Below are 23,399 nucleotides of genomic sequence, written 5' to 3'. Positions count from 1 at the left end.
GGGGGCGCTACGCCAGTTCGCTGGCAGGCCGTTTGGCCTCTGCAGTCACCTGCACAGGCGCCTGCCGGGCAATCACCGGGTCACTGGCCAACAGGCTGCGCATCAGGCTGTAGCCCGTCAGCAGCATGTACAACGCAATCGGCAGGCCCACCACGATGCTCGCCATCTGGATTGCCAACAGGCCACCGGCAATCACCAGGCTGGCCGCAATGGCGCCTTCCAGCACACACCACAACACACGTATCCAGTTGGGCGAATTGATGCTGCCCAGCGAGTTGAGCATGCACAGTACCTGGGTTCCGGCATCGGCGGCAGTGACGAAATGCACGGCCAACAGCAGGCAGATGATCACGCTGAGAAATGCACCCAGCGTCGGGCCGTCGAGGCGGTCGAGCAAGGTGAACATCGCCGTGGTGGTTTCCTTGCGCGTGGCCTCCAGAATCGGGCCGCCCTGGAACGGGCCGGCAGCGGTCTGTTCGGCGACCGGCAGTTGCTGGTAGGCGTGGCGCACTTGCTGCTCGTCCTTGAGCGCGGCACCGCCGAACACCGCCATCCACAGGATCGTCACCAAGGTTGGCACCAGCAACGCGCCGAACACCAGTTCGCGGATGGTCCGCCCGCGAGAAATACGGGCGATGAACAGGCCAACGAAGGGCCCCCAGGTCATCCACCATGGCCAGTAGAAGGCGGTCCAGCTCTTCTGCCAGCTGCTGTCGGCCTGGGCGTCGGTCCACAAACTCATGCCGATGATGTTCTGCGCGTAGTCACCTGCAGACTCGAACAGCAGGTTGAGGATGTAGTGGGTGGGGCCCAGTGCCAGCACCACCAGCATCAGCCCCAGGGAAATCCACATGTTCAGCGTTGAAAGGCGCTTCATGCCACGCGATACACCGGCCACCAGCGAGATCGAGGCGATCACGGTGACGACGGCGATGATGCTCAGCTTGAACGACAGGGTGACAGGGGTGCCGAACACCTGGTGCATGCCCATGTTGATCTGCTCAACGCCCAGCCCCAGCGATTGCGAGACCCCGAATGCGGTGACAGCGCCCCCAATGATGTCCACCGTGTGGCCGATCGGCCCGTAGATGCGGTTACCGATGATCGGGTAGAGAATCGAGCGCAGGGCCAGCGGCAGCCCTTCACGGTAGGCGAAGTAGGCCAGGCCCAGGCCAATCACGGTGAAGATCGCCCAAGGGTGCAGGCCCCAGTGCAACAGGGTGATGCGCATGGCCATGGACGCGGCTTGGTCGGTGAGCCCCGGCGTGAAGGGGTTGCTGGCGTAGTGCAGCACAGGTTCGGCAACCGACCAGAAGATCAGCCCAACGCCCATGCCCGCACTGAACAGCATGGCGATCCAGGCGGCGAAGCTGAACTCGGGTTTTTCGTCGGGGCGGCCCAGCTTGAGGGTGCCGAAGCGGCTGAAGGCGATGAACACCAACACCCCGAGGATGCCGCTGACCAGGGCCAGGTAGAACCATTTGAGGTGGTCGAGAATGGCGTCCGAGGCCCCTTTGAACACACCGGCCGCCTGGTCGCCATGCGAGGCGCAGAGCACCACGAAAGCCACCACAATGGAGAGGGACCCTACCGTCACAATAGGGTTCAGGCCTTTGAAAAGGCCTTGTTTTGCACGCATCGTCCATATCCTTTTTATTTTCGCTAGACGGCAAAAAAGGACGCCCGAAACCCGGGCGTCCTTGTCGAAAGTCAGAGGTCGATCACCAGGTCCGAAGTCGGGCGGCTGCAACACAGCAGCCGCAGGCCCTTGTCGATTTCACGCTGGCGAATACCGCCGTTGTGCTTCATATCCACGCTGCCTTGCAGTACCGCGGTCTTGCAGGTGCCGCATACACCTTGGCTGCAGGAGGAGGGGACTACGGCACCGGCTTTCTTGGCGGCGGCCAGTACGGTCTGGTCGGCGCTCATGGTGAATTCCTTGCCTGAGCGGGCCAGGCGCACGGTGAAGCTGTCCAGGGCCTGGCCGGGCGCGACGGGGGGGGGCTGCAGGCTCGGCCTCGGCGCTGATGTCGAAGCTTTCCTGGTGGTAACGGGCCAGGTCGAAACCTGCGTTGGCCAATAATGCCTTGGTGGCCTCCATGTAGCCCTTGGGCCCACAGGTAAACACGGCCCGCTCCTTGAAGTCGGGGATCTGGCGCTGCAGTTCGTCCAGCGACAAGCGCCCGGTCGGGCCGCGCCAGTCCGGCTCGTCACCGGTGCTTTCACAGAAGAACAAGGTGCGCAGCCGTGGCATGGTGCGCTCCAGGCGCGCCAGTTCATCGCGGAAGATGATGTCTTTGGGCGTGCGCGCACTGTGCACGAAAACGATGTCCAGGTCGGCGTGCAGGTCGGCGGCGGCGCGGGTCATCGCCATCAGCGGGGTGACGCCAGAGCCGGCCGACAGGTACAGCAACTTGCGCGCCGGGCCCGCCACCGGGGTAAAGACCCCCGCCGGGCCAGAAGCGGCCAGCGCGTGCCCTGGGCGCAGGTTGTCGTGCAACCAATTGGACACCGTACCGCCCAGCACCCGTTTGACCGTAATGGAAAAGGTGAACGGGCGGGTCGGTGTCGAGGACAGTGTGTAGCAGCGTGACACGCTAGCCCCGGCGATTACCGGCGACACGGTCAGAAACTGCCCCGGCTCGTAGGCGAGGGCGGAATAATCCGGGCTGTGGAAGGTGAAGGTCTTCACGTCGTGGGTTTCGTCCACGACGCTCAGGCACTCGATGCGTTTGCTTTCACCGCTGGCCCACTGGGCGCCATGGGCGGCCCAGTGGTCGGTGTCGGTGAAGCGCTGGTCGGCGCGCAGGCCGGCGATGTTTTGGGCAGTGTTCTGGGCAATGTTCTCGAGCACGGTCATCTCCTTCACACCCCATGTGCCGCGAGGCGCGAGGTATACCAGCGGGCGAACTGGTCGACGTACGGCTCGGTGTAGGTGGAGTAGGGGCCTGGGACGAAAGCCGGGTCCTGGGTGCCGCTGTGGGTGATGGCGACCAGGGCGGCGTCCTGCTGGGTAGTGGCGACCCAGACTTCGGTCAAGCGCTGCAGGTCGTAATCGACACCTTCGACGGCGTCGCGGTGCACCAGCCATTTGGTACGCACCAGTGTGCGATCCGGCGACAGCGGGATGATCCAGCTGATCATGGCGTGGTCGCTCATCACATGAGCCCAGGCGTTGTTGCCCCACAGGTGAGTGTCGCCCAAATCGCGTCGGGTCAAGTTGCCCAACAGCTTGCGGCAGGCAACCTTGGTGTCGAGCGTCTGTGATTCGCCAGCGCCAGCAATGATCATGCGCTGGGTACGGAACTGCGTGGGCGCGTTATCCTGCAAGTGCTCCACAGTCTCGTACAGGAGGCCCGATTCGGCCCAGTCGCCCTCGATACCGGCTTTGCGAATTTGATAGGCATCGTACGAGGCGCGGGCCTCGTCGCTCATTTCTTCCAGGCTGACGCCAAGGTCTTCGGACTGGTAAGACACGATCAGTTCCGGGTGGGTGCCGGCGCAGTGGTAGCACTCACGGTTGTTTTCCATCACCAGCTTCCAGTTGCCGTTCTCGATGTAGTCGAGTTCGTAGGCAATGCGGGTATTGGTCAGGTCGAACGGCTCGAAGCGTGGCCCCATCACCGCTTCGAGGTCGTTGATGTCTTCGGGCGGGTTATCGCCCAGGCACACCAGCACATGAGTACCGATGACCTTGCAATGCACCGAGATCAGGCTGCGGCACTTGGGGTCGAAGCCCTTGCCCATGTGGCTGGCATGCTTGAGGCTGCCGTCCAGGTCGTAGGTCCATTGGTGGTAGGGGCACACCAGCATGCCCACGGTGGATTTGCCCGCTTCCTTCAGGCGCGCGCCACGGTGGCGGCACACATTGCGGTACGCGCGGATCTGTTCATCATCGTCGCGCAGGATCAGCACCGACGATTTGCCGATGTCCACGGTGTAGACGTCACCGGGCTCATCGACATCGGCAGTAACGGCAACCTGTATCCAATGCTGGTTGAAGAAAATCTCCATGTCGGTGTCGAAGATATCCTGGCGGCTGTACAACGCGCCATTCATGCCAAAACCAGGTTGGCGTGATTCAATAAGTTCGCGATGGGTTTTGCTCGATGAAGGGCGCATTGTTGTCCTCAGGCACTTTTATTTTTAATTGATCAAGCCGTCTGGCGCGGATTATTGAAGTGGCCCTGAAAAGGCGTCAATGCGCTTAATTTTCTACGTGGTATTACTTGAAGTTATGCGAGAGCGGGGCGGCAGGGCGGGGGTTTGCAGGGATATTACAGGCGGGACAAATAATAGGCGTTTACTGCGTTAATTAACTTACGTGCGCCTGTTTTATGTAGAAGTTGGGGGGCGCACAACGCCCCCCTGGCAACTTGATCAGTGCCCACCCTTCATGCGGCGGGCCACGCAGTAAATGGCAAAACCGACCAGCGCCGTTGCGGCGCCGATATAGCCAGTACTGGTCCAGCCCATGCCGGCGGTGATAGCCATGCCACCCAACCACGGCCCAAGTGCATTGGCCAGGTTGAACGCGGCGTGGTTCGAGGCTGCCGCAAGGCTTGGGGCTTCATGGGCAATATCCATCAGGCGGATTTGCAAGGGCGCGGCCAGGGCAATCATGGTGCCGACCAGGCCGACGCCCAGCAACAGGGTCCACAGCGAATGCGCTGCGAAGGTGAAAAACAGCAGCACGGCAATCGACCAGATCAGCACCAGCCCCACGGCGCGAAACTGCAGGCGGTCGAACAGCTTGCCACCGACGATGTTGCCGACGATGCCACCGACACCAAAGGCGGCCAGGCCAAAGGGGATCCACTGCGGCGACGTTTGGGTCACGTGCAGCATGGTCGGTGCCAGGTAGCTGAACACGCAGAACATGCCGGCAAAGCCGATCGACGCGATGGCGAGCGCCATCCACACCTGGGGCAGGGCGAACGCCTGCAGCTCCTTGCGCGGGTCGCTGCGCACCTCATCGTGCGGTTGCGGCACGAAGCGCCAAACCATGGCGATGGTGCACAGGGCGATCAGCCCGACCAGCACAAACGCAGAGCGCCAGCCGAAGTACTGCCCCAGGAAGGTGGCAACCGGGTTGCCCAGTAACATGGCCAGCGTCAGGCCCATCATCACCCGTGCCACCGCGCCCGCCCGCTGGTTGTTCGCCACCATGCTCGATGCCACCACTGCAGCGATGCCGAAGTAGGCGCCGTGGGGCAGGCCGCTGATAAAGCGAAAAGTCACCAAGCCGCCAAACGAGGGGGCAAAGGCCGTGGCCAGGTTGCCGAGGGCGTACAGCGCCATCAACAGCAGCAGCATGTGCTTGCGCAGCAGTTTGGCACCCAGGATCGCCAGTGTCGGGGCGCCGACCATCACGCCCAGGGCATAGGCACTGATGGCATGGCCCACCTGGGGCTCGCTCAGTTGCAGGTTGCTGGCGATGTCTGGCATCAACCCCATGATGGCGAATTCGCCGGTGCCGATGGCAAAGCTGCCCAGCGCCATGGCGGCTTCCATCTTGGCGACAGTACTTTTCGGGAGGGTTAGCGGAGGTGCTTCATGGACAGACATTTGAATCCCTTTTGAAACATGCTGAAACGTTCAACGTGGGATCATAGTCAATCTGGGCGCGCAACGTCGAGGATGCAGGGCGCCCCCTCGACGGGGTTTTCTGGTAAGGAGTACAAATGTGCTCCACTGGGAGGCAGGCGGTGAAACCGGCTTTACACCGTCAGCTTGCGACTGAATTTGGTCTCCATGACGATGTGCGACGCCGTGTGCGCGACCCCTTTGATCATGTTGATACGGATCAGCTCGGCATTGAGTTCACCCAGCGTGTGGGTGGTCAGATGGATGATGAAGTCCGACTCGCCGGACACCGCATACACGGCTTGCACCGATTCCATCTTGCGCAGGGTGGTCATTACATCGGTGTAGCTCTTGTTGCTGCACGAGGTCATGGTGAAGCAGTTGATCACCTGCTGCAGCTTGTCCTGGTCGATGCGTACGCTGTAGCCGGTGATGACACCGGCATTCTCCAGCCGGTTGATGCGCTCCTGGACCGCAGAGCGCGACACCCCCAGCTTGCGTGCCAGCGAAGCCGTGGGCTCGCGGGCGTTGGCTTGCAGCAGCGCGAGCAGTTGCCGGTCTTTTTCGGTCAGTTTGAACAGCGCGCCGGGGTTGTGGGCATCCATGGCGATTCCTGGTCGGTGTCAGTTGTTGGAGTGCGAGCGCGCTTCCTGGAACCGGTCCATGAGTTTCAAGCCCGCATACACCGTTTGCGCCGCAGCCGGCCCGAATGGCCCGCCGTTCCATTCCAGGCCATAGGCATCGAACAGGCGGTAGCGATCGGTCTCGCCGCAGATGGCCTCGGCAACCACCCGGGCACCCACGGGTGCGGTGTTCATACCATGGCCCCCAAATGAAGTACAAGCCCACTGCCCCCGGCCCAGCGGGCCGATGTGCGGCATCTTGTGGCGGGCGTAACCCATCAGGCCGGACCAGGCCTTGGCGATCTTCAACCCGTGTAGCTGTGGGTACACGTTGAGGATGTCGCGGGTCAGCAGCTGGCCCAGACGCTGTTCATCCTGCAGGTTGCGTGTGGTGATATGGCCACCCCAGAGCAATCGGTCACCCTCGACGATGCGGTAGTAGTCGGAGGCGCGGCGGTTGTCGCCGACGGCATCGGGGGTGCGCACGATGTCGCGCAGCCGTTCACCGAGGCGCTCGGTCAGCACGACGTAGGTGGCGATCGGTAAGAATGCCCGGCGCAAGGGGCCGAACTCGGGGCCGCCGTAGCCGCCGCAGCAGTACACCACGTCAGCACAGGTGACTGCGCCGTGGGCCGTGCTGACACGATGCCCCGCGGTCTTATGTTCGACCCGCAGCATGGGCGACTGCTCGTGGATCGTGCCGCCCTGTATCTCCACAAGCTCGGCCAGGCCCAGGCAATAGTTCAGCGGATGGAAGTGAAACCCGTGGTTGTCGCGCAGCCCCTGGAAGTACCGCTCGGTGTTCAACCGGCTGCGGATCGCTGCGGTATCCAGGTACTCCATTTCAAAACCAAAGTCCCGCGCCATGCGGTCGCGTGTGCGCTGCAGGTTGTCGCTGTCCTCGTAGCGCACCACGCTGAGCTTGCCAGTGGTGGGGGCGCAGCCCGGTAGCTCATGCTCGGCGATGGTCTGGCGTACGATGTCGACGCCTTCCAGTGACAATTTGAACAACGATGCCGCCGTCTGCTTGCCACAGCGTCGCTCAATGGCCGACAAACCTTCGGACCAGCCCTGCAGGACGAAGCCACCGTTGCGCCCGGAGGCACCCCAGGCCACCCGCGCAGCTTCCAGCAGGACCACGGAGCGCCCTCGTGCCAGCAGTTCCCTGGCCGTGCTCAGGCCGGCAAGGCCGCCGCCGATGATGCAGACATCGGCGCGCACTTCCCCGGTCAGCGGCCGGCGTTGCGGCGCAGGGCGCATGGTGCCGGTGTAGTAGTTGTTGCTGTAAGTGGACATCGATCTGGTCATCCTGTGCTCTGGGCGCTTTTTCCGGGCATGAGGGCGCCCTACGCCCTCCGAATGAAGGGCGCTGGTTTGCGGGCTGGTGGGGGTTACTGCACGTGGGTGAGGTCGGCGCCGTACCACTTCTCGGAAAGCTGCTTCAGCGTGCCGTCGGCCTTCATGCCATCGACTGCCTTGGCCAGCTCGGCATTGAAGGCGTCGTCGCCTTTGTCCACGGCGATGGCGAGGGGCTCGTAATAGGCGGGCTTGCCCTGAACGGCAGCGATTGGGTAACCGGCCTTGATAGCCCCCATGATGGTCGGCAGGGCGGAGAGGGTGGCGTCCAACCGAGTACCATTGCCCATGCGCAGGTCGTCCAGCGGGCCCATGCTGTCGCCGTAGGTCTGCACATCGCCCGGTTGCACCGCATAGGTGAACGGCGGCACATCGGCGGCGTCGATCTTCAGCCGGCGATTGATGTAATCCTCGGAGGTGGTGCCCGCCTCGACGCCGATTTTCTTGCCATTGAGGTCCTCGGCACTGGTGCCGGCGGCGTCCTTGTGCACCGCGAACACATACGGGGTGTAGTAGTAGATGGCCGGGAAGTCGAGTACCCGGCCGCGCTCGGTGGTGGGTGTCATCGAACCTACCGACAGGTCCCAACGCCCGGCCCAGCGCCCAGCGGTGATGATGCCGTACTCGGGCGTGACGAAGGCCACCTTGGTGCCCAGGCGACGGCCGATTTCGTTGGCCACATCGATATCGAAGCCCTCGAGGGTGTTGTCGTCACCCAGAAACGACTGCGGTGGCCAGTTGGCGGCGGTGGCCACTTTCATGACCTTGCTGTCGTGAATGCGGTCCAGCGTGGCGCCGGCCCACGCGGCGCCTGCGGCGAGCGACAAGGTACTGGCAATGGCGGTTACAGCAAGCAAGCGAGTGACTGGGTTCATCGATAAGTCTCCGGATACACAATTGTTGTTGTATTGCACAGCGTCAGGTACAGCCCTCAGTGGCTGAGGATCTGCGAGAGGAACGCGCGGGCGCGCTCATGGCGTGGGTTGTCGAAGAACTCGTTGGGCCGCGCCTGTTCGATGATGCAGCCTTGGTCCATGAAGATGATGCGGTCGGCGACCTTGCGCGCGAAGCCCATTTCGTGGGTCACGCAGAGCATGGTGATGCCGTCCTGGGCCAGTTCGCCCATCACGTCTAGCACTTCCTTGACCATTTCAGGGTCCAGCGCCGAGGTCGGCTCGTCGAACAGCATGATGCGCGGCTTCATGCACAGCGCACGGGCAATTGCGACCCGCTGCTGCTGGCCGCCGGAAAGCTGCCCGGGGAACTTGTCGGCCTGGCTGGCGATACGCACCCGGTCGAGGTATTCCAGGGCCAGCGCACGGGCCTGGGGCTCGCTGAGCTTGCTGACCAGGCGCGGGCCGAGCATCAGGTTTTCCAGCACGGTCAGGTGCGGGAACAGGTTGAACTGCTGGAACACCATGCCGACCTGGCGGCGGATTTTGGCCACGCTGGCGGCTTCGCGGGTCAGCTGGTCGCCGGCGATCAACACCTCGCCTTTCTGGAAGTCCTCAAGCAGGTTCAGGCAGCGGATCAGGGTGGATTTGCCGGAGCCGGACGGGCCACAGATCACCACGATCTCGCCGCTGGCGATCTCCAGGTCGATGCCCTTGAGCACATGGAACTCGCCGTACCATTTCTGCAGGCCGCGGATCGCTACGCCAGCCGGTGCCGCTGCGGGGGTGAATGCTTGGTTCATCTAGAAGCTCCTCGATCAGCGATGGGCGCGATTGAAGCGTTTTTCCAGGCGCGATTGCACGGTTTCCAGCAGGATCGACAGCACCCAGTACAGGACGGCGGCGGTGATCAGCATTTCCAGGTGACGGAACTCGGCGCGGCCCTGGGTGCGGGCCAGGAACATCAGTTCCCAGACGCCGATGACCGACACCAGCGAGCTGTCCTTGAGCATCGAGATGAACTGGTTGCCGGTGGGGGGAATGATCAGGCGCATCGACTGCGGCAGGATCACTCGGGTCATGGCCTGGAACGGCGTCAGGCCAATGGCCCGCGATGCTTCCCATTGCCCGCGTGGGATGCTGCTGATACCGGCTCGGAAAATTTCGGTCATGTAGGCGCCATAGCACAGCGAAAGGGCCAGGATGCCGGCCGGCACTGCACCGACCACGTACCCGAGCTGGGGGATGCCCAGGTAGATGAGGTAGATCTGGATCAGCAGCGGTACGCCGCGAAAGAACGAGGTGTAGAAGCTTGCGATGGCGATGGCGAAGCCGTTGGAGGACAACCTCGCCGTGGCACCGAGCAACGCCAGGACGAAGGCGATGGCGATCGACAGGGTAGAAACGTAGACGGTGGTGAACACCCCCTGGGTGATCATGAAACCGACCTTGCTGGCGATGAAACTGTACGACAGATCGAAGGTGTCGAAGAACAACAGGAACAGGATCAGCAGTTCGCCCCACACCGTGATCACCTGGGCACGCAGCGGGAAGCGGCCAAGGATGAACAGGTTCAGGACCAGGGTGATGGTCAGGGTGCCGGCAACGGCAAGGTTGCGCAGTAGCGGTGCCTCAAGGTCGAGGACAATCGGGCCCATCAACCTGGCCAGGCCCCCTTCGCCCACGCCGTAGAACAGCGCGACCGTGAAAATCACCGCAGCGACCATGCTCATGAACGTCAGGCTGTCGGTCGCACGAGGTTTGACGATGTGATCTCTATACATGGGGTGCGTGCCTCACGGAGCTGGGCTCCTTTGTTGTTGTGAGGCCATTGTAGGGAGGCGAAGCGCAGGCAACTACCTGTCGAAATGCTGGACTTTGAGGTTTTTTTCAATCGATTGATGGGTTTGCGCCTTTACATTGGCAGGCCTGCAACTGTCATGTTGCAGGCCTCGGCTTTTACTGCATGAGCGAGGCCGATGACGGCCATTGAGAAGGCGCGGGCTTCAAGGCCGATGGCAAGCATTACGAATTTCACGTTGATCCGCACACTGGCAACATCACCAAGGATGAGCTGGATAAGTGATTCTGCTTCGCACGCTCAGCCCGCAGCCAGTCGGTTGTCGATCAGGTTTTCCAGGTTAGACAGTATCGACAGGGCATCGTAGGGCTTGCGCACCACGGGGACGTGCTTCAAATGCACGGGAATGCTGATGCCGTCGCCGTAGCCGGTGGCGAACAGGAAGGGGATGTTCTTGCGCGTAAGTTCTTCGGCAACGGCAATGGAGGTACCCGTCCCCAGGTTGATATCCAGCACCGCCACATCTGGCCTGTGGTTAGCCAGCAGTTTCAACGCCTCTGCTTCAGAGCTTGCGGTGATCACATCCTCGACCAACGCATCGGCCAGAATTTGTTCAAGGCCCACGGCAATCACCAGTTGGTCTTCGAGAATCAGCACGCATGAATTGACCAGGCTTGTGCTGGTCATGGGCGGCATTGCTGGCGCCATCAACGGGGCCGCGGTGTCGGCTGTTTCAAGTTGGGTGAGGTGCTTGCCAGGAATTTTGAAATACCCGTGCAAGCCTTCTGGCCTGTACTCCAGGGTGCTGGTCCCGCCGAGGTCGAAGGGGATACTGCGTTCAATCAGCACCGAGCCAAAACCGCTTCGGCTTGGCGGGCGAACCGTAGGCCCACCGCTCTCGCACCACGCGATATCGCAGCCCCCGCCCGAATCGATTGTCCAGCTGACCGCCAGTTTGCCGCCCGCCCGAGACAGCGCGCCGTACTTCGCGGCGTTGGTCGCCAGCTCGTGAAGCACCAGGGCCAGCACCGAGAAGGCGCGGGCATCAAGCAGAAGGTTCGGGCCGTTCAGTTCGATGGCATCGGTCGACGTGCGGTACGGTGACAGCTCAGCTTCCAGTAGCGTGGAGAAACGCCCGCCGCCATCACCGCGCACGACCTGGTCGTGTGCCAGGGACAACGCCTGAATGCGGCCCTTCAGCGTTGCGACATAGCTGTTGAGGGTCTGGTTTTCCGAGGTGGGGTGGGCCACGAGCGCACCGATGAGCGAGAGAATGTTCTTCACCCGGTGGTTGAGCTCTTCATTGAGCATCCGCTGGCGGACGTCTGCCTTGGAGCGCTCGTCGGCCATGAGCTCACTGTTGTGCAGGGCTACTTCGACGATCGCGGCGCGGATGGCCTCGCCAAACTGGCGGTCCTGCTCGGACCAGGGCTGTGAGTGTTGATGAACCGTCTGCTTCCACACGGCGAAGCTTTTGCGTGGCGTCAGGCGCTCACCCAGCGGCCCGCTATCGTAGGTCTTGTTGGGGTCACCGGCCCAATCCAGGGTCTCGAGCACTTCCTTGCGAAACAGCATGAGGTAGTCCCTGGGGTGCTGCGACATCGGAATCATCAATACACCCGACACGTCGACGGCATAGTCGTGGGCGGGCGGGTGCGCCATCGAAAGGCAGTTCGACGCCCAAGTACGACCTTCGGCAACACCTTCGGCAAAGCGCAGCAGGTTGGGTACCGCCGCCTTGGGCGGGGTCAGCGCCTCTGCGGACCAGCGCCCCTGCAGCGACATGGCGATGCCATCGCAGGGGATGAGTGACTTGAAGTCTGCCATGCGTGCACGCAGCAGCTCTTCGATATCCGTGGTGCGATGCGCATCACGCAGCAGGTTGTCCAGCACCTGGCGTGCGTAAGCGGCGGCTTCCAGGGTTTGCCTGGCACGAAGGCTCTGGATATGCAGCGAGAAGAATTCGCCGAACATTTCCGCCGCGACCCGCTGGCCCATGCTCAACGTGCGTGGTGCGTAATGGTGGCAGGCAATCAGCCCCCAGAGCGCGCCATCGACGATGACCGAAATGGACATGGAAGCGCCCACGCCCATATTGCTCAGGTACTCGCAGTGAATGGGCGACACGCTGCGCAGGTGTGCGTAGGACAGGTCCAGTGGCTCGCCAGACAGGTCCAGCACAGGCTCGATGGGGACTGTTGTGAACGTGGCATTCGAAATGATGCGCACCGGATTGCGCAGGTACAGGGCACGTGCCTGCTGGGGGATGTCCGATGCGGGAAAGTACTGCCCCAGGAAGCTTTCGAGGCCGCTGCGCTTGGCCTCGGCAATGACTTTTCCGGCGCCGTCAGGGCCAAGCTGATAGATCATCACCCGATCGTAACCCAGCAGCGCTCGCACGCGGCGGGCGGTATCGGGGAACAGCTTGTCGGAGCGGTCGATCTCCCGCAACTGGGCGATGACGGTGCGTACCAGTTCGATCGGTTCGGCGATGCTCGCGCCGCAGGGCTCGAACTCGAGAATGGCGGTGCCTTTGAATAGATGCGCGGCTACGTCAAACGCTTGCCCGGATGGCAGGCTCACGGCGAACGACAGTGCCGGTCGGGACGCTTCTTTTACCCGCGCGAGCGAATTGCGCAGCGTATGAGCGGCCTCCGTGCCGATGATGGTTTCGAGCCGTTGCCCGTTGATCTCGCCCGTCACGCCCAGCATGCCCAGGGTATTGGCGGAGTGACGCAGGACGACGCTTGCCGATGCGTTGCAGGCCAGCAGGCAGCCGTGCGGCTGGATGCTACCTGGGATCTGGATGGGTTCGCGATCGCAGTTGGTCAAGTTGACGGTAGGTTGCAAAGTCATAGGCGGCCCCTGCGGTTTACCAGAGACCGGCTGCCTGCATGACTGCCGAACATTTTCAGGCAAACGAAGTGTTTACAGTCGATTTCAGGCCTTGAGTCTAGACTGCACGTTACGCTTCGTCATCAGGGGCGAAAGACGGCCAGCGCAAGGCTGGCCGTGCTGGCATGACATGCGGCTTGAGCTGTATACCGCGATCAGAAACCTTCCAGCACAATTTTGCCGCGGGCCTGGCCACGCTCTAACAGGGCATGGGCGCGTTTGAGGTTTTCCGCGCTGATGGTGATATCGGGTACAGGAGCGCTTCGCACTCCATCGCGGGGCAAGCCCGCTCCCACAAAAGCTTTTCGTACAGAGGCTAGTGTTGACGCTCAGTTCATCTCTGGCGCGAGGTGGCTCATGAACGTCAGCTGTTCAATGGCGTGCATGTACTCGGAGAATCTGGGGTCTCCATCGTTGAAGGCCTTTGCCACGTGCTGAGCATTCTCAAGGCTGTCCCACATGGCCAAGTCCGCAAAGACTCGGTCGTCGCTCATAGGGCAGTAGGCATGGTATTCGAGCAGCCCAGGAAAGCTCTTTAACGTTTCACGAAGCCCGGCGCGAAGAGCGGGTATTTGTGCAACGCATTCCTGTTTGACCTTGAAGATGGCCAATTCAAGTACATGAGATGAGTGCTGCATGGGGATACCTTCAGTGTGTTGAGAAGGTTCCATTGTCAGTGCCCCCTACTGACAGCGTAGTGTCAGTAGGGGTGATCGCTTGCCACTGGCTTGCCTGGTACTTCATGTACGCCTGAAGATCGAAGGCAGGATTGTCGGGTAGGGGTTGGTGGGCAATGGCGATCGACGCGATGCGATCAACTCGAAAGTCACGGTACGCCGCACGCGTACCGCACCAGGTTCCGACTGTCCACTTTCCTCCCCAGTAAAAAAGACCCAACGGGTAAATGAGGCGTTGCGATACCGCACCGTCCAAACGGGTGTAAGTGATTTTCAGGGTCTGGGCATTCTCGATAGCCTTTCGCAGGGCTGCCAAATGCAGGCGTGTGGAGGCACCGGTCGAGCCAAGCGCTCTGATGGTTGCGGTGCTGGGGTCGACCTTGTGCTGGGCCATGGACGCCGAGATCTTGCTCAATAACGTCCTTGCAGCAGCGCTTAGATCGTTATCGGCGCTGGCAGAAAGCATGTCCATCCCGAGCATCAAGGCGTTGAGTTCGAGCCTGTTCAATGCCAACGGCGGCAGCTCAAAATCGTCATCGAGGGCATACCCCACGCCAGCGGTGCCATAAATCGGGATCCCGCTGAAGGAGAGGTCGTCGATGTATCGATAGATTGAGCGAACGGAAACGCCGATTCGGCTAGCCAGGCGTTCGGCAGTGATGGGCTGATGGACACGAATCAGATTGACCAGTTGAAACAAGCGATCAGCTTTACGCACCTGGTGACCTCCTGTTATCGACGCGGGAGGATATCAGAGTTCACCTGCTCATTGCCTGAGAGGCCATCTTGCGATGGCCTCGTCATGACGGCTTAGCCGCAGTCAGCTACCGACATAGCCAACCGACTTCCCCGCCAGCCGATTACGCATCAGCAGATACGCCCCCAGCACCACCAGTGACGTCACGGTGGTGAACCAGAACTGGAACCGCGACGCCGGGTCGAACGCCTGGGTGACAATCACCGCCAGCAGTGCGAACAGCGCAACGATATTGGCGTAAGGGAAGAACCACGCCCGGAAAGCTGTGGGATCAACCGCGTCATGCCGGGTTTTCCAGCGCATGGCAAAGTGGGCGATGATGATGAAGATCCACACGATCATCACGAACGTGCCGCTGCTTTTGGCCAGGGTCATGAACAGGTCGCCGCCGCTGACAAAGTGCACGGTCAGAATCAACAGGCAGATGCTCAGGCTCAGCAGCAGGGCGTTAAGCGGCACCCCTTTGGACGTGGTGCGTGAAAACAGCTTGGGCGCGTGCCCACGTTGGCTCAGCGAGAACAGCATGCGCGAGTTGGAGAACATGAAGGAGTTCATCACCGACATGAACGAGATGAACAACACGATCTTCATGGCCACTGCGGCGCCACTGAACCCGGCCAGGCTGAACAGCGAAACATACGGGGAAGCCAGGTTTTCCGTGTCTGTCCAGGGCAGGCACAGAATCAGGATCGACACCGAACCGACATAGAACAGCATCACCCGCAGAATGACACTCTTGATGGCGCGAATGACGTTCTTGCGCGGGTTTTCCGATTCGCCAGCCGCAACGGCGGCGATTTCACTCCCGCCCAGCGAGAAGATCACCACCACCACGCCGGCCATCACCGGCGACAGGCCATTGGGCATGAACCCGTCGTGAGCGGTCAGGTTGACCCAGCCAGGGGAGGGGATGTTGCTGTGCAGGCCGAGCAGAATCGAGAGCCCCAGCACCATGAAGATGATGATGGTGGCGACCTTCATCGCGGCCAGCCAGTACTCCACTTCAGCGAAGGATTTGACCGAGTAGGCGTTGCTGGCCATCAACGTCACCAGCATGATGAACGCGCCGGCCCAGATGGGTAGCCACGGCAGAAAATCGTTGAGGATGGCGCCTAGCAGCACCGCCTCCAGGGTGATGGTGAGCATCGACTTGAGCCAGTACAGCCAGCCCACGGTAAACCCCGCCCATTCGCCCAGATACGTATTGGCATAGGTCGAAAACGAACCCGCGTCCGGGTTGCGACAGGCCATCTCGCCGAGCATGAACATCACCAGGGTGACCACAATGCCGCCGATGAAGTACGACAGGATCGCGGCAGGCCCTGCCGAGGCAATCAACTTGCCCGACCCCATGAACAGCCCCGCGCCGATCACCCCGCCTAGCGCGATCATGGTGATGTGCCGTTGTTTCAGGCTTTGCTTCAGACTGTTGGATTGCATGTTCTTGTCCTCTCTTATTATCTGGAGGAATCGGCGACGCTGCTGCAGCGCAAGGCTTGCCGCTGCTGAAACTGTCGCCCCCCCACACACAGGCATCGTCGTGCGCCTGCGTCCACGCCCTGTAGCCTTTTATTCAGGCAATAGCTATCAGGCTGGCCACCTTGGGCAAAGCGGCCGTGCATCTCAAGCGAATTCTGCGCACAACATCCTGCGATTTTTTCCTGAGGGTGCTGTGGTAGACGGGGGCGGCGACCTGTGAGAGGGGGCGGGCAAGGGTTAAAGGAACGTGATCGGGTAGTTGATGATCAGGCGATTCTCATCAATGTCGTAGGTGCTGACGTCCCGGCGCAGGGTCGAATTGCGCCAGCGTACCGACAGATCCTTGAGCGGGCCGCTCTGGAAGACGTAGGCGAGTTCCGACTCACGCCCCCATTCCTTGCCCTGGCCGCCTGCACTGGTGCGCACGTGATCACCGGACAAATAGCGGTTCATCATCGTCAGGCCCGGTACCCCCAGGGCTGCGAAGTTGAAGTCGTGACGAAGCTGCCATGAACGCTCGTCAGCGCTGTCGTAGCTTGAGTTGTAGGTATCGTTTGCCAGCGGGTAACCGCCGTGCCGTTGACCCGCATCCAGCCCGTATCACCCGATACCCGCTGCAAGCCCAGGTAGAAGGTGTGCCCACCGGTCTTGGCCGACAGCAGCAAAGAGGCAGTCTTGTTATCCAGCTGGCCCGCTTTGGCAGCACCGTGCTCGTCACCGAGAAACAGGCCAAGGTTGGCACCCAGCGTCCAGTTGCCGACAGGTTGGCTGTGGATGACGTTGAGGTACTGCTGTTGGTAGATATCTTCAAGCTGGGCGTACCAAAGGCCCACCTGAGTGGCCTTGTCATTGAATTGATACTCGCCCCCGGCGAAGTTGAAGCGGTCGGAGGCTGCGTCCGGGCGCCCAGCCATGAACAGGCGTTCCATGCTGGCGTCGTTGCGCGGGCTGTTGCCGCGCATCTGGCCGGTGTAGAGGGCCAGGTTTTCAATCTCCCGGGAGGTCAGTTGCGCCCCACGAAAGGTCTGCGGCAATGAACGGCCGTCATCGGAGCGCAGGATGGGCAGCAGCGATACCCATTCACCGACTTTCAGTTCAGTCGCCGAATAACGGGCTTTGAGCGCGACCCCCAGGCGGCCGAAGTCGTCTGCCGGCTTGCCACCCTCGTGTACCGGCAGCAGTTGCGTGCCTGCGGTGCCGCGCCCGCCATCGAGCTTGAGGGCGTAGAGCCCCAGCACATCGACGCCCACACCTACGGTGCCCTGAGTGAAGCCTGAACGCAGATCGAAGATAAAGCTCTGCGTCCATTCCTCGGCTTTGCCTTGGGGGTAGGCGGGGTCTACAAAGTTGCGGTTGTGGTAGAAGTTGCGCAGGTTCAGGGTTGCCGTGGTGTCGTCGATCAAGCTGCCTGCCGACACCCCAAGTGCAGTTGTCGAGCTGAGCAAACCAACCACCAGCGGCCGGCAGAGGGGCGCAAGGCGTGGTGAGGTGACGCGTGCAAGGATCTTCATTATTGTTATTTCCTTTATTTTGAGCGCAGGGCACCCCCGCAGCGCGAGGCTGCGAAATGAGGGTGTCTGCGGTTACGGGGGGAGGGGGGTTATGCGCCCATCAGGGCAATCAACGCTGGCACGGTTAGCACGGCGGTGTAGTAACCCATGAACTGCACGCCGATGTTGAAGCCGAGAAAACGCGAGAGAAACCCGCCCAACAGGCCAATGGTGACGATCACCAGCAAGCCCAGCAGGCCGCCTTCCCAGATGCCGATCACCAGAATCAGGCCGACAAAGGTCGCGATCACTGCTTCGTGGCTGATCTTGCGCGACACATAAGCGGCCGCTCGGTGCGCGTAATTCATGGTGAAGGGGTAGGCGATCAGGATCGCGACCAGCACCGCCAACATGCCGTAGCCCAGAAACTCCCAGGTACTGAGCAGCGAATGCAGGTTGTTCACCTGGCCGCTGGCGGTATCGACGCTGAAGCGTGGCGGGGCATTGAACAAAGGCGCGGCGGGGCCGGCGGCGACCGGGCTCAGCGGCAGGCCGAAGGCGATCAGCGGGATCAAGGCTTCGGCCAGGTAGGTCGATTCGGTGACGCCGTTGCGGGCGGTAATGACCGTGGTCAGGCGGTGGTAGACGTGCTTGACCCGAGAACCGACGGCCTCGCCCATGATCACCGTCATCGCCACCGGGCTGAACACGAAGGTGGCGCTGGAGACCACCGCGGTGATGGCGGTCCACAGGGTTTGCTTGCGGTCCAGTACCCGCAGTGGGTTGGGAAAGAACCCGCCCCAGCTTTTTACATCAGGCGACAAGGAGAACGTGCGCACCTGCTGACGGCGCATGCTGGCGCGCTCGGCTGGCGCGAGCAGGCAGAACAGCGCGGCAATCAACGGGCCGATGGCGATGCCGAGGAAGTAGCTGACGCTGAGCTTGACCCCGTACTGCGCGGTCAGGCTTTGCGGGCCGACAATCACCATCACGAACGGGATCAAGGTCAGCACGGCTGCCAGTCGGCCTTTGGAGAACCAGGCGATGGCCACTGCCGCCAGCAGGAAGACCCAAGGTGCGGCGTGCTTGATCATGTCCCCGAATGGCGCGAGCATCACGGCGAATAGCACGGCCATCGGCACGGCGATCAATGCTGCGATGACAGCGCCGGAGATCATCTTGCGCAGGGCAATGTGTGGCACGCCCAGGTTGCGCAGGAAGTTGGCTTCGCGCATCAGGGGTGTCGCCATGGTGTCGCCGGGAATACCCAGTAGCGCGGTCGGTACCGCGTGGGTCATGTGCTTGGCCACGGCGCCCGCCAGGAAGAACGTCAGCACGCCGGCTGCCGGCACGCCCAGCAGTACCACCAGCAGGGTGAGGGGGGCGAGGGTGGTGGTTTCATCGCTGCCTGAAATCAGGCCGATGCCGGCAAAGATGACCGCACCGAGAATGCCCATGCCCAGAGCTATTAGAAACTGGTCCATCATCAGCGCGATCATGGCCGGCCTCCGTGTGCACTGACCGCGGGCACAGGCGCGGCAGATGAGGCATGCAGGTTGCTCGGGGGCGAGGGCTGGCCTTTTTCGTATTCGGCGAACAGGTCATAGAGATCCATTTCTTTGAGCTCTGCAATGGTTGCTGCAGGCAAGTCTGCCAAGCGGCCAAGGGGGCCAAATTCGTTCTGCAACTCGACCAGGATCTTTGCCCGCCAGGCAGGGTCTGCCAGGTGCTCGACGACATTGCGCTTGGGCTTGAACAGCGCCGCACTGATGCCGCCGCCGACCAGGCAGCCGACAATACCTACCAGCATTGCGTAGGCACGGGCCATTTGCAGCGACTCAACCCAGCCCACCAGCAGATGTTGCGCGGTAAAGAACGCGCCGAGGCTGACCAGGGCGCCAATGGCGATGGCGTAGATCAGGTGACGGCCGTCTACGGTGTCGCCCCAGACTTCGTACAGTTCGGACTTCATGAAGAGTCTCCCACTGCCCTTGCGGGCTTTTATTGTTATGAACGTGAAGAGATGACGCTTAACCCATTGTGCGCTGAGCGAGCAGGGCGCGGGCCACCTTGGAGGCCGTTGGCCGGCCAAGCTGGGCACTGATGAACTGACCTGCCTCGATGACCGCGTCAAGATCGACGCCGTGGCCGATACCCAGGCCGTCGAGCAGGTACAGCAGCTCTTCGGTGGCTACATTGCCCGTGGCGCCCGGCGAATACGGGCAACCACCCAGACCTGCCACTGAGCTGTCGAACACCCGCACATCCGCCTCCAGCGCGGCATGGATATTGGCGATGGCCATGCCGTAGGTGTCATGGAAGTGCCCAGCCAGGGCGCTTACTGGCACTACCTGGCGGCACGCCTGGATCAGCGCCCGGGTCGCCGCTGGCGTACCGGTGCCAATGGTGTCGCCCAGGCTGATTTCGTAACAGCCCATGCCAAACAGTGAGGCGCTGACTGCCGCCACGGCTTGCGGCTTGACCGGGCCGCTGAACGGGCAGCCCATGACGCACGAGACATAACCCCGCACGCTGACCCCGGCTTCGCGAGCGCGCACCATAACTTGCTGGTATTGGCGCAAACTCTGCTCTATCGAGCAGTTGAGGTTACTTTGCGAGAACGCCTCGGAGGCCGCCGCAAACACTGCGACCTCACGGCAACCCGCCGCTAGTGCAGCTTCCAGCCCTTTAAGGTTGGGCACCAGCGCCGTCCAGGTCACACCTGGGCGCTTTGGCAATGCCTTGAACACCTCATCGGAGCCGGCCATCTGCGGTACCCAGCGCGGCGACACAAAAGCGCCGGCCTCCAGGGTTTGCAACCCGGCGTCGGCCAGGCGTTGCAGCAGTTGCACGCGAATCTGCGGTGAGAGCGTGCGCCGTTCATTCTGCAGGCCGTCCCTGGCCCCCACCTCGACCAGCCGTACCGCCTCCATTACTGCGCCCGCTTGTGCTTGAGCAGTTCTGAGGCTTTGTCGGCGCGCACATCGCGGGCCTCGATCATCTGCTTGACCAGCCAGTCAAGCTCATCGCCCCTGGCACCTGCAGACAGCGCAATGTTGCGTGCGTGCAAGGCCATGTGACCACGCTGAATGCCTTCGGTCGACAGCGCACGCAGGGCGCCGAGGTTTTGTGCAAGGCCTACCGCGACTGCGATTTCAGCAAGCTCCTGCGCGGTTTTGACCCCAAGAATGCGCAGTGACAGCTGCGCCAGCGGGTGAGTCTTGGTGGCGCCACCGACCAGGCCGACGGGCATGGGCATCTCCAGGGTGCCGACCAGATGGCCTTGGCTGTCCTTTTCCCAGGTGGTCAGCGAACCGTAGTGACCATTGCGGCAGGCGTAGGCATGGGCCCCGGCCTCGACCGCGCGCCAGTCGTTACCGGTGGCGACGATCAACGGGTCGATACCATTCATGATGCCCTTGTTGTGGGTGGCTGCACGGTAGGGGTCGACCACGGCGAAGTTGTAGGCATCAAGGATACCCTCGATGACCTCCTCGCCCTTGTAGGCGCCGGTGATCAGCAGTTCAGGGGCAATGCGCACCTGCGCCCGGGCCAGGCGCAGGTCGGCCAGGTTGGAGAGGATGCGCAGGCGCACTTTGCCTCCGGTGATTTCTTCGAGCAGCGGCGCTACCGCTTCCGCCATGGTATTGACGGTATTGGCACCCATGGCATCGCGCACGTCGACGATCAGGTGGGCAACCAGCATCGGCCCACGCGGGCTCTGGGCGAAGGTATGTACCTCGAGGTCACGGCAACCGCCGCCGAGGCTGTTGAGCAGTTGGTCCTTGCGGTTGGCAAGCTCGATGATCTGGTCTTTGTGGCGCAGCAGGCTCAGGCGCGCATTGAAGGGGTCGGTGACCTCGACGATCTGTACCTGGGCGCGCATCAACGGCAGCGAGCTCGATGTCTTGAAGCCGCCGGCCTCGCGTGCCAGCTTGGCCATGAATGAGGCAGCGGCGACCACCGAAGGCTCTTCCACCACCAAGGGCACGATCACGTCGCGGCCGTTGATCTGGAAGTTGCTGGCCACGGCGTAGGGCAATTCAAAGGTGCCGATCACGTTCTCGATCATGCCGTCGGCGATTGCCAACGGTAGCGCGCCGGCGTCGCGAAGCAGGGCGATGTCTGCCTGGGGCAGTTCGAGCGCTTCTTGCAAGTGGCTGAGGCGTTCGGCGGGCGACATGGCGCGGAACATGGGCAGGCGGGAGTCGATGCTCATGAGAGGGGTTCTCTTGCAGTTATTGTTTTGAGTTGGCGTCACCCTAGTCCGATCTGTCTGGCTAAAGAAGGTACAGTTTGGCCGGACAGTACCTAAGCTGTACCCTCCCGGTATAAAAGGTATTCAGGACACCTGACAATGGCGCGGCAGACACTCGCAGAGCAACTGGCAGCATCCTTGGCCGAGCAAATCGGCAATGGCACCTACCGCATTGGCGAGCGTCTGCCGTCCCTGCGTGAGTGCATGCGTTTGTTTGGCCATTCGAAAAACACCGTGATCAACGCCTACGAATCGCTGGCCTCCCAAGGCCTGGTGGAGGCGCGGCATGGGCAGGGTTTCTTCGTCAAACAAGGCGCGCCACGTAGCAACGAGCCTGAAGAGCCTCTGCCTTATACACGGGCGATGGACACCATCTGGCTGATGCGCCAGCAGTTTGTCCGTGAGCCTGGGCATTCGCCGTTGGGGGAGGGCTTCCCGCCGGTGGAATGGTTGATGGACATGCGCCTGGACAAGTTCACCCGGCAAATCATGCGCACCGGCGTCACCACGCTGTTTCGCTATGGCAACCGCCTGGGCAACGCCAGCTTGCGCCAACACCTGGTGCAGAAGCTGGCCAGCTATGCAATCACTGCCAGCCCCAGGCAAATTGTCACCACCCACGGCGCCAACCATGCGCTGGACCTGATCATCCGCCGCTTCATCGCCCCAGGCGACAGCGTGCTGGTGGAGGACCCCGGTTACTACCCGCTGTTCGGCAAATTGCAGTTGCAAGGGGCACGGATGCTTTCGGTGCCACGGCTGGCGGATGGGCCGGACATCGAGGGGCTGGAGCAGCACCTGCGCCTGCATAAGCCCAAGCTGTTTTTCATTCAGTCCGTCGGCCATAACCCGACCGGCTCCGATATTTCCCCCAGCAAAGCGCATCGGTTGGTGCAGTTGGCCGAAGAACACAACTTCATTTTGGTGGACGATGATGCCTTGGCCGATTTTAAACCGGCCTCGGCGATCAAGGTGTCGGCACTGGATCAACTGCAGCGCTCGCTGTATGTCGGCAGCTTCTCCAAGTCGGTTTCAGCGGCGTTGAGAGTGGGCTTTATCGCGGGCAGCAAAGAGGTCATCGATGAACTGGGTGACCTCAAGATGCTCCTGCACACCAGCACCTCGGAGCTGTGCGAACGCACCGTCGACGTCATCCTTACCGAAGGGCACTTCCTGCGGCACGTGATCCGCCTGCAGGAACGCTTGAAAGCCGCGACCTCGGCGGGCTTGCAGATGCTCGACGAGATCGGCGCCGAGGTGTTCGCGCGGCCCGAGCAGAGCCTGTATCTGTGGGCCCGTTTTGCCCATGTCGACGACGCCAGGGAGCTGACCCGGCAGTTGCTGCCCAAGGGTTTCATGATTGCTCCAGGGCACATTTTTTCGCCGGAGCAGGCACGGGTTAACCCCTGGACGCGCTTGAACGTGGCCTATTTGAACGATGCATTGCTCAAGGCCGTGTTGTTGTGTCCTCAAGGGGACATGCAGTAGAGGACAGTGCCGAGTAACTGGGGGGGCGGCCTGTCAGCGCGGCCACCTATGTGAAGCGTCTATACCGTAAACTGGGTATCAATGGTTTGCGCGAGC

At 61.7% G+C, this 23,399-nt stretch carries 17 protein-coding genes and 3 pseudogenes; 1 reads left to right on the top strand and 19 read right to left on the bottom strand.

What is annotated here, in order from left to right; genetic code table 11:
• Positions 1-7: 7 nt before the first annotated feature.
• The 19 genes and pseudogenes from OGV19_RS11030 to OGV19_RS10940 all read right to left on the bottom strand — a co-directional run bounded on the left by OGV19_RS11030 (position 8) and on the right by OGV19_RS10940 (position 21,776).
• Entirely contained in the window at positions 8-1,639 is a 1,632-nt protein-coding gene (locus OGV19_RS11030; protein ID WP_264313385.1) for a BCCT family transporter, read from the bottom strand.
• A gap of 71 nt (positions 1,640-1,710) precedes the next feature.
• Positions 1,711-2,860: pseudogene (locus OGV19_RS11025) on the bottom strand (2Fe-2S iron-sulfur cluster-binding protein).
• A 5-nt stretch (positions 2,861-2,865) separates the two neighbouring features.
• Positions 2,866-4,059, bottom strand: a complete 1,194-nt coding sequence (locus OGV19_RS11020; RefSeq protein WP_413470120.1) for an aromatic ring-hydroxylating oxygenase subunit alpha — start codon at positions 4,057-4,059, stop codon at positions 2,866-2,868.
• A 321-nt stretch (positions 4,060-4,380) separates the two neighbouring features.
• The gene (locus OGV19_RS11015; protein WP_413470119.1) at positions 4,381-5,568 is read right to left on the bottom strand and encodes an MFS transporter; all 1,188 of its coding nucleotides are present in this window, start codon (positions 5,566-5,568) and stop codon (positions 4,381-4,383) included.
• Positions 5,569-5,720: 152 nt separating this feature from the next.
• On the bottom strand, positions 5,721-6,191 hold the full coding sequence (locus OGV19_RS11010; RefSeq protein WP_264313383.1) for an Lrp/AsnC family transcriptional regulator: 471 nt from the start codon (positions 6,189-6,191) through the stop codon (positions 5,721-5,723).
• A gap of 18 nt (positions 6,192-6,209) precedes the next feature.
• Complete coding sequence (locus OGV19_RS11005; protein WP_264313382.1) at positions 6,210-7,505, bottom strand: NAD(P)/FAD-dependent oxidoreductase; 1,296 nt, start codon at positions 7,503-7,505, stop codon at positions 6,210-6,212.
• Positions 7,506-7,600: 95 nt separating this feature from the next.
• Positions 7,601-8,440 (bottom strand): ABC transporter substrate-binding protein, encoded by an 840-nt coding sequence (locus OGV19_RS11000; protein ID WP_264313381.1) that lies wholly within the window; start codon positions 8,438-8,440, stop codon positions 7,601-7,603.
• Positions 8,441-8,496: 56 nt separating this feature from the next.
• The gene (locus tag OGV19_RS10995; RefSeq protein ID WP_264313380.1) at positions 8,497-9,261 is read right to left on the bottom strand and encodes an amino acid ABC transporter ATP-binding protein; all 765 of its coding nucleotides are present in this window, start codon (positions 9,259-9,261) and stop codon (positions 8,497-8,499) included.
• A 15-nt stretch (positions 9,262-9,276) separates the two neighbouring features.
• Positions 9,277-10,242 carry an amino acid ABC transporter permease gene (locus OGV19_RS10990; RefSeq protein ID WP_264313379.1) on the bottom strand — a complete coding sequence of 322 codons (966 nt, stop codon included), beginning with the start codon at positions 10,240-10,242 and terminating at the stop codon, positions 9,277-9,279.
• A 317-nt stretch (positions 10,243-10,559) separates the two neighbouring features.
• A complete protein-coding gene (locus OGV19_RS10980; protein WP_264313378.1) occupies positions 10,560-13,115 on the bottom strand; it encodes an HWE histidine kinase domain-containing protein in 2,556 nt (851 codons plus the stop codon).
• 194 nt (positions 13,116-13,309) lie between these two features.
• Positions 13,310-13,396, bottom strand: a pseudogene (locus OGV19_RS27790) (hypothetical protein); the annotation flags it as partial.
• An 87-nt stretch (positions 13,397-13,483) separates the two neighbouring features.
• Positions 13,484-13,792, bottom strand: a complete 309-nt coding sequence (locus OGV19_RS10975; RefSeq protein ID WP_264313377.1) for an antibiotic biosynthesis monooxygenase — start codon at positions 13,790-13,792, stop codon at positions 13,484-13,486.
• 10 nt (positions 13,793-13,802) lie between these two features.
• Positions 13,803-14,549: a helix-turn-helix transcriptional regulator gene (locus OGV19_RS10970; RefSeq protein WP_264313376.1), complete on the bottom strand. Its 747-nt coding sequence runs from the start codon at positions 14,547-14,549 to the stop codon at positions 13,803-13,805.
• A gap of 102 nt (positions 14,550-14,651) precedes the next feature.
• Positions 14,652-16,028: an amino acid permease gene (locus OGV19_RS10965; RefSeq protein WP_264313375.1), complete on the bottom strand. Its 1,377-nt coding sequence runs from the start codon at positions 16,026-16,028 to the stop codon at positions 14,652-14,654.
• Positions 16,029-16,304: 276 nt separating this feature from the next.
• Positions 16,305-17,578 (bottom strand): annotated as a pseudogene (locus tag OGV19_RS10960) (OprD family porin).
• An 89-nt stretch (positions 17,579-17,667) separates the two neighbouring features.
• Positions 17,668-19,056, bottom strand: coding sequence for a tripartite tricarboxylate transporter permease (locus OGV19_RS10955; protein ID WP_264313374.1), 1,389 nt, complete (start codon positions 19,054-19,056; stop codon positions 17,668-17,670).
• Entirely contained in the window at positions 19,053-19,529 is a 477-nt protein-coding gene (locus OGV19_RS10950) for a hypothetical protein (RefSeq protein ID WP_264313373.1), read from the bottom strand. Before OGV19_RS10950 ends, OGV19_RS10955 begins: the two co-directional genes overlap by 4 nt.
• 58 nt (positions 19,530-19,587) lie before the next feature.
• Complete coding sequence (locus tag OGV19_RS10945) at positions 19,588-20,490, bottom strand: hydroxymethylglutaryl-CoA lyase (protein ID WP_264313372.1); 903 nt, start codon at positions 20,488-20,490, stop codon at positions 19,588-19,590.
• A complete protein-coding gene (locus OGV19_RS10940) occupies positions 20,490-21,776 on the bottom strand; it encodes a hydroxymethylglutaryl-CoA reductase, degradative (RefSeq protein ID WP_264313371.1) in 1,287 nt (428 codons plus the stop codon). Before OGV19_RS10940 ends, OGV19_RS10945 begins: the two co-directional genes overlap by 1 nt.
• Positions 21,777-21,914: 138 nt before the next feature.
• Between OGV19_RS10940 and OGV19_RS10935 the strand changes: the two genes are divergently transcribed.
• Positions 21,915-23,303, top strand: a complete 1,389-nt coding sequence (locus OGV19_RS10935; protein WP_264313370.1) for an aminotransferase-like domain-containing protein — start codon at positions 21,915-21,917, stop codon at positions 23,301-23,303.
• The last annotated feature ends 96 nt before the right edge of the window (positions 23,304-23,399 follow it).

It is taken from the genome of Pseudomonas putida, from assembly GCF_025905425.1.
Taxonomy (GTDB): Bacteria; Pseudomonadota; Gammaproteobacteria; order Pseudomonadales; family Pseudomonadaceae; genus Aquipseudomonas; species Aquipseudomonas putida_AF.
The sequence above is the reverse complement of the archived record's forward strand: the minus strand, read 5'-3'. Positions and strand labels throughout refer to the sequence as shown.